This window comes from Hyalangium sp., from assembly GCF_035629615.1.
Taxonomy (GTDB): domain Bacteria; phylum Myxococcota; class Myxococcia; order Myxococcales; family Myxococcaceae; genus Hyalangium.
This window is the reverse complement of the sequence record NZ_DASPHO010000012.1, coordinates 1-7,103: the sequence shown is the minus strand read 5'-3', so window position 1 is coordinate 7,103 and position 7,103 is coordinate 1. Positions and strand designations below refer to the sequence as shown.

General features: G+C 69.9%; 3 protein-coding genes. 1 reads left to right on the top strand and 2 read right to left on the bottom strand.

Annotated features, from left to right (window positions below; genetic code table 11):
* On the top strand, positions 1-2,163 hold a 2,163-nt coding region (locus VD972_RS00405), incomplete at its 5' end, for a GAF domain-containing sensor histidine kinase (protein WP_324979031.1).
* Positions 2,164-2,183: 20 nt separating this feature from the next.
* On the opposite strand, the gene VD972_RS00400 is transcribed toward VD972_RS00405, so the two are convergent.
* Together VD972_RS00400 and VD972_RS00395 are read right to left on the bottom strand one after the other, a co-directional pair.
* Entirely contained in the window at positions 2,184-2,828 is a 645-nt protein-coding gene (locus VD972_RS00400) for a DsbA family oxidoreductase (RefSeq protein ID WP_324979028.1), read from the bottom strand.
* Between the two features lie 352 nt (positions 2,829-3,180).
* Positions 3,181-7,103: patatin-like phospholipase family protein (locus VD972_RS00395; protein ID WP_324979025.1), on the bottom strand; the 3,923-nt coding region annotated here is incomplete at its 5' end.

Here is a 7,103-nt window from a genome sequence, read left to right as displayed (position 1 = left end):
GTGCGCAGAGCCGGCTTCCTGGCCTTGCAGGATGTCATCCATCACACCCAGCGGTACGTACAGCAGCTGCGAGGGCTCTCGCGCTCGTTCGACACGCTGGGCGGCGAGGACTTCGACGAGGAGTCCTTCGAGGCCCGGTTGTCCCCCCAGCACCACAGCACCATGAAGTGCTGGTACTGGATCATCAAGATGCAGTCGCGCTTCATGTGCGGCGCGTACGAGCAGGCCCGGGAGGCAGGAGCCAAGGCTGGCGAGCTCCTCTGGTCCACGCAGGGCCACATCCAGCTCCTGGACTTCCAGCTCTACCAGGCCCTCACGCTGGCCGCCTGCTACCCGTCAGCGGCGCCGCAGGAGCAGGCGCGGTACCTCGACACCCTGCGAGGGCACCAGCAGCAGCTGGAGGAGTGGGCGAGCTACTGCCCCGAGAACTTCCGTGCTCCCGAGCGGATGGTCTCCGCCGAGCTGGCCCGTATCACCGGCCGGACGGAGGAGGCGCTGCGTGCCTACGAGGAGGCGCTCTTCGCGGCGCGTGCGCACGGCTTCATCCAGAATGTTGGCCTCGCCAGCGAGCTGGCGGCGAGGTTCTGGTATGAGCGCCATGCCCCCACTGTCGCAGAGGTCTACGCCCGGCAGTCCTGGGAGGCCTGGCTGCAGTGGGGGGCGCTCGGAAAAGCCCGGCACCTGGAGGCTCAGTGGCCCCACCTCGTCTCCTTCAAGAACCTGTCGGGCTCCCTCCACGATGTGAGCGCGACTCAGCTCGGGGCGCTCACCCTGTCCAAGGCCCAGCAGGCCCTCTCCGGTGAGCTGAGCCTCGAGCAGCTGGCGGAGACGCTGGTGCGTGTCGCCCTCGAGACCACGAGCGCGCGGTGGGGAGTCCTCCTGCTCCCGCGAGAGGACCAGCTGACGGTGGCTGCGCGCTCCGGCGCCGTGCCCCAGAGCGCTCCTGATCGCAGCCTCGAGGATCACCTGCCGTGGACGCTCATCTCCTACGCGCGACGTACCGGAGAGCATGTGCTCCTCAGCGATACCTCCGAGCCGCACCCATTCTCGTCCGATCCCGGACTTGGGCACGGGCGGGCACGGTCGGTGCTCTGCCTGCCGCTGTTGCGCGGGGAGACGTTCCACGGGGTGCTGTACCTGGAGAACGATCTCACGCCCCGTGCTTTTACCGCCGCCGCCCTCTCCCTGATGGGGCACCTCGCCTCACAGGCCGCCATCTCCCTCGAGAATGCGCGCCGGCATGCGGAGGTTCTGCGCTCCGAGGCCACCCTGCTCCGTGCCAACGAAGAGCTCCGGCAGCGCCTGGAGGAGCGCGCCTGGGAGCTACAGCAGGCTCGGGTCCGCCCGGCGGAGCAGCCCCGCGACACGGCTCAGGCCGGGATGGCCGCCAGCATGCTCCACAATGTGGGCAACGTCCTCACCAGCGCCATCGTCAACCTCCAGACGGTGCGCGAGCAGGTGGACTCCTCGCGGATGAGCCGGTTGAAGCAGGTCACCGCCATGCTCGAGGAGCATCGCGAGGATCTGGCGGACTTCTTCACCCGGGATCCGCAGGGGCTCCAGCTGCCGAGCTATCTCTCGGCCCTCGCCGAAGAGCTCCTGCGCGAGCACGCGGCGCTGCGGGAGGGCACGGGGGAGCTGAACAAGCAGATCGAGCACCTGCGTGCCATCATCCAGGTCCATCAGGACTACGCCCGGAGCACGCTCCTGCCCGAGGAGTGCGATCTCGCCCAGATCGTCGAGGATGCCCTGAGCATCCAGATGCCTGTGCTCCAGCGCCACGGCGTCACCGTCACCCAGGAGCTGAGCGCGCTGTCCCGGGTGCGGTTGGACAAGCACCGGGTGCTGCAGATCCTCATCAACCTCATCAGCAATGCCGGGAATGCGATGCACGGGCTGCCAGAGGCACAGCGCCAGCTCCACGTGCGGCTCTATGCCCAGGAGAATACGGCACGCATCCAGGTGGTGGACACTGGCCGGGGGATAGAGGCCGCGCACCGCGAGCGGCTCTTCTCGCAAGGCTTCACCACGCGCGAGGGTGGGCAAGGGCTGGGGCTGCACTCGAGCGCGCTGGCGGCGAAGACGCTGGGGGGACGCCTCACGCTGGAGAGTGACGGGCCGGGGAAGGGAGCCACGGCCACGCTGGAGCTCCCGCTCGCGTAGCGAAGTTTGGAAAAGGGCGGCTATGCCGGAGGCTTCGGGGGAAGGGGGCCGCGGCGCGCGTGCTCGAGGGCTTCCTGCAGCACTTCATAGGGCTGGGTGCCGCTGACCATCACTCCTTGCGTGGCCTCGGACGCGAGCACCAACATCGCCGGCACGCCGGTGACGCCCGCGGCCAGGGCCTGCTCCCGGTCGCGCACCACGCGCTCGGTGTAGCGGCCCTCGGCGAGCGCGCGCCCCAGCGCCTCGCCGTCCAGCCCCACCGAGGCGGCGAGCTCTCGCAGCACCGCGAGCTCTCCGATGTCTCGGCCCTCCAGGAAGAAGGCCCGGAAGAGGACCGGGTGGAAGGCATCGAACTTGCCGGCCTCGCGTGCGAACTGGGCGGCCTCGAAGGCTTTGCGGCTGCGAGGCTGCACGGGAGGCAGGCGAATCGTCATCTCCCGCTCCTCGGCCATGGGGTACACGACGCGCTGCCAGGTGCTGCGCAGCTTCTCACCCGCCGGATCCAGGGTGGGCACCGGCTCAGGCCTCAGCTCGAAGGCCCGCCAGTGCACCTGCACGGACTCTCCGTAGTCCTTCCGGAGCTGCTCCAGCGTGGGCTCCACCAGAAAACAGAAGGGGCACACGTAGTCGCTCCACACGTCCACCCGGACTGGCTGCTCGGCCATCTGTCCTCCCTCGCGCCGGGCCTCGTACCCGGTCGTGCATTCGAGCCCCCCACATTACACGAGCTGCGAGGCATGCCTGCTCCCCGTGGCAGCGGCGACAATCCTGCGGCAACCGTGTTCGACCGTTCTGGGTTCTGGGCTACTTTCGCCGGAAGTCGCCGGCGGCGGGTTCGATTCCCGCCGCCTCCAAGCAGAGCAACCCGCAGCTCTGAGCCGAGTCCGCTCCTAAAGAGGAGGCTCGGATCGCCTTGGGAACCAGATCGGTTCTTGATGGAGGGGCTCGTTTCCACCTGGCCGGTTCATCTCGTTCGAGGGGTAGGGGCGTGGCGGAAGAACGTGCCGGCTCACGGCCTCACACGGAGCCACTGATCTGGTACAGCGCACGCTCGAGAACGGTGAGCTCCTGGCGGCCGGGGTGTGCCTTCACGCAGCCCACCAGGGTGTCGAGATCCACGGGATGGAAGCGCACCCTCCCGTCGTAGTCCGTCGTCACCACCCACGTGCCATCCTCGCTGAAGGCGGCCCACCTCAGCCGGGAGGGCTCGGCGTCCAGCACGGCCATCGTGACCCAGGCCTCTCCGTCCCGCCGCCACAGCAGCGCGCGCCCCGTCATGTCGGCGGAGAACAGGTGCGAGCCATCTGGGCTCCACACGAGGAGCTCGATGAGCGCCCGGCGCAGCTGGGGGCTGGAGACGAGATCCCTCCCTTCGCTGTTCCAGATCTGCACCGCGCCCAGCCTGTCGCCGCAGGCGATGAGATCCCCTTGCGGGCGCCAGGCGACGCGTCGAGGCACTGCCCAGTGGTGCAGGTGCATCACCACCTTCGCACGGGCCTCCTCGTGGGACACGCTGTAGATGCAGACATGCCCGTCATTGCTCGCGGTGACGAGCTGCTCCCCATGGGGGCTCCAGGCGAGCTCCCACACGCCGTCCGTCTCCGCCGCTCCTTTGAGGAGGACCGGCTGGGGTGATTGCTCCAGCTCCCACAGCATCACCGCCTGATGCCAACCCGTGAACCGGCTGATCGCCAGCCGCTTGCCGGAAGGGTGCCAGGCCACATGGGTGGCGTTGAGCCCCTCGCGCGCGTGCTCCCCGAGGAGCTCCCAGGCCTTCGCATCCCAGATCGAGACGCGCCCTGACTCCTGGAGAGCCACCTTGCTCCGGTCCGGGCTCCAGTGCATGTAGGGCGGGTTGCCCTCCCTGCTGAACACCTCCCGGGGCAACGGCGTGCCACGCCGCCACGGCTTCGGGGCAAGCCTCCCGTTCTTCCTCGATTGCACCGGGACGAGGAGCTCGCCGGCCTCTCCTCGCGACGTGACCCAGATCCGGCGGCCGTCGCCGACCTGGAGGTGGAACCCCACGCCGCTCGAGGGCCACCGGAAGCGCTTGCCGGCAGCGGCCTGGAGGCCCTGCTCTTCGAACTCGCTCCAGGAGGATCGCTTCGGTCCTCCGCCGAAGGGCCCCCACACGCGCACCGAGCCGTCAGCGCTGACGGTGGCCACGCGGTTCCCATCGGCGCTCCAGGCGGCCTGCTGGATCAACCCGGTGTGCCCTCCGAGCCACGCGAGCTGGCGGCACGTCGAGACATCCCAGACACAGGCGGCCTCTCCGCCCCAGGTCAGGGCCACCTCGGGCCGCTCGGGGTGGCAGAGGACGGACTGGAGGAGCCCCTCTGCCTCCATGCGGAGCACCGTGAGGAGCTTGCCGGAGGGCTCCCAGACGTGCAGCGCATTGCCCCCGAGGAGCGTGGCCAGCACTCGCTTCCCGTCTGTGCTCCAGGCCACCTTCTGAACCGTCTGTCCCTGCGTGTCGAGCAGCAGCGGCTCCGCGCCCTCATCCGGGCGAAGGATGAAGGCGCCTCGAGCCCCACCCACCACCAGCGCAGCTCCCGCCCGCGTCCAGGCGAGCGTGGAGGCCCCCTCGAGCGGGACCTCGCGGAGCTGCTCCGGCCCTGCCTGGGCCATGCGCCAGAGGGTGAGCTTGTCGTCGCCCACGGTGGCAAACCGCAGGCTCCGCGGCTCCGGATCCCAGGCCGCGGCGGCGAAGGCGCCTGGGAGCAGATCCTGCTCCGACAGCTCGTCGAGCTGGCCGTCAGGGCGCACGCGGAGGATCGCCGCGCCTCGCTTGCCGATGTCGTCCGTGGACAAGGGCCCGAGGAGGTGTCCTCCCGTCGGAGAGAATGCGAGTGCGCAGTGGTTCCACGTGTTGACGAACTGGATGGCCACTGGCACGAGTCCCTCGGGGATGTGTCCCCACAGGACGAGCTGGGAGTCACAGCCGGAGCTGGCCAGCAGGTGCCCGCTCGGAGACCAGGCCACGATGTTGATCGCGACGTCCCTCCCGTTCGGCTGCCTGCCGGCCCAGACGTGCTGACCCTGCTCCACGTCCCAGAGCCGGAGCGTGCCGTCGTTGTACCCCACCGCCAGACGTCGCCCATCGGGACTCCAGGCCAGGCACGTCACGGGGATCTCGGCGTCGAAGCGGCGCAGCAGCGTGCCCCTGCGATCGAGCACCGTCCTCAAGGCCCGGTCCGTGTCGGCGGAGCGGTCGAGCCTCGCGGCCTCCAGCGCGAGCAGGCGGACCCGCTCGGGATCGCCTGTCCGGCCCTGGCGCTCCACTGCCAGGTGCAGTCGCCGGGCCTGCGCATCCGCCAGGGCCCGCCGCGCCACCTCCTGCTGCTCACGCCAGGCCTCCTCCATCCGCGCGGCGTACTGGGCGTCCACCCGGCCACTCTTCAGCTGGAGCCGCACCCGGCAGCTTGACTCGGGCGTCTCCTTCGAGGCCTCTCCCCGCGCCTCGATCTTCTCTGGCGGATGGGGCACGAAGGACTCAATGAGGTACTGCTTGAGCGCCTGCGCGCGAGCGAGGGCCTCCGCCTCCGTCGCCGCAGTGGCCTCGAGGAGGAACGAGGAGAAGCCCTTGCGGTGTTGGAGGAAGTCCACCAGCTCGGCCAGGACGGAGCGCTGGCTCACCGGGGAGATGAGCTCCCCGTCGAAGAGCACGGGCTCGGTGAGCTGCGCCGTGCTCGCCTGCTCGTCCCAGCGGATCAGCGAGACGGCGTTGTTGAGGCGCGAGCGCCACAGGGCGCGGGCCGCGAGGACGGCCTGGCCCAGCTCCAGGCTCTCTTCCGCCTCGGCGCTGACGCGGAAGCCCCGGTTCATCGCCGTGATGGAGGCCGAGTTGAACTTGGGCCGGTACACCACCATGTCCTGGGAGCGGCTCTGGGACTCGCCCGCCACCCGGCCGATCAGCGTGAGCATCCGGTAGGAGTCTTCCACTCGCAGCCGCGGGTTCACCTGGCGCCAGAGGGAGCTCACCACAGGGATCCGAGGGTATGTGCGGCTCCGGGGGGACAGCCGGGGAATGGGGTTGGAGGCGATGAGCAGGTTCGCGCCCTCCGTCCGGAGCACATTCACCGGCACGTTGGCCACGAAGCCCCCGTCGAGCAGGCGCCGGTTGCGGAGGATCAGCGGGCCCATGAGCGGCGGGAATGCGCCGCTGGCACGGACGCCCTGGCCGACCGTGCCCTGGCGCACGTCCCACTCCACGCCAGCGTCGGCGTCCACCACCACGGGGAAGAGGGGCACTTCGAGCTGCTCCAGCTTCACCGGGCCGAGGAGGGAGTCCAGGATCCACTGGATGCCCGTGCTCGTCACGACGCCGAAGGGAATGGCCCCGGCCAGCAGGCCCCACTGCTCCTTCATCCGCTCCAGCCCCTTCTTGCCGCCGACGCAGTAGAAGGCGCCCACCACCGTGCCGAAGCTGGAGCCAGAGATCATGTCCACGGGGACTCGGAGCGAGGACTCCTCCTCGGACGTGGAGGGTGCGAGCCGGGTCCTGGAGGGCTCCAGGAGCCGCTCGAGGAGGGCCAGGTGCACGTAGCCGAAGGCACCGCCTCCCCCGAGCGCCAGCCCGACGCGGCGGCCCGTGGCGGCCCGGGCCCAGCGGTCGAACGTCTCTTGCAGCGAGGGCTCTTCCGGGAAGGACACGCTCGCGGGGACATCGCCCAGGTACCAGGGGGCGGGAAAGCGGACCCGGACGGTGCCCAGGGGCCAGGTGGGCTGAGGCTCGGAGGGCTGGAACATCTGCCGGACGTGGTTGCTCAGGGCCACGGCCATGTCCCGCGCGCCCGTGAGGGCTCCCCGGAGCGCGCCCAGCCGCTGGGCCAGGGGCTTGTCAGAGAGGACCTGCTCCACAAGGGGCTGGAAGCCGACGGGCAGGGTTGGCGAGAGCACGCCGGTAGGGACGAGCTCGACGCGCTGCGGAAGCGTGCCGA

What these genes read in the sequence shown, in the direction of transcription:
- VD972_RS00400 (WP_324979028.1), bottom strand. Translation starts at nt 2,828, where the DNA reads ATGGCCGAGCAGCCAGTCCGGGTGGACGTGTGGAGCGACTACGTGTGC.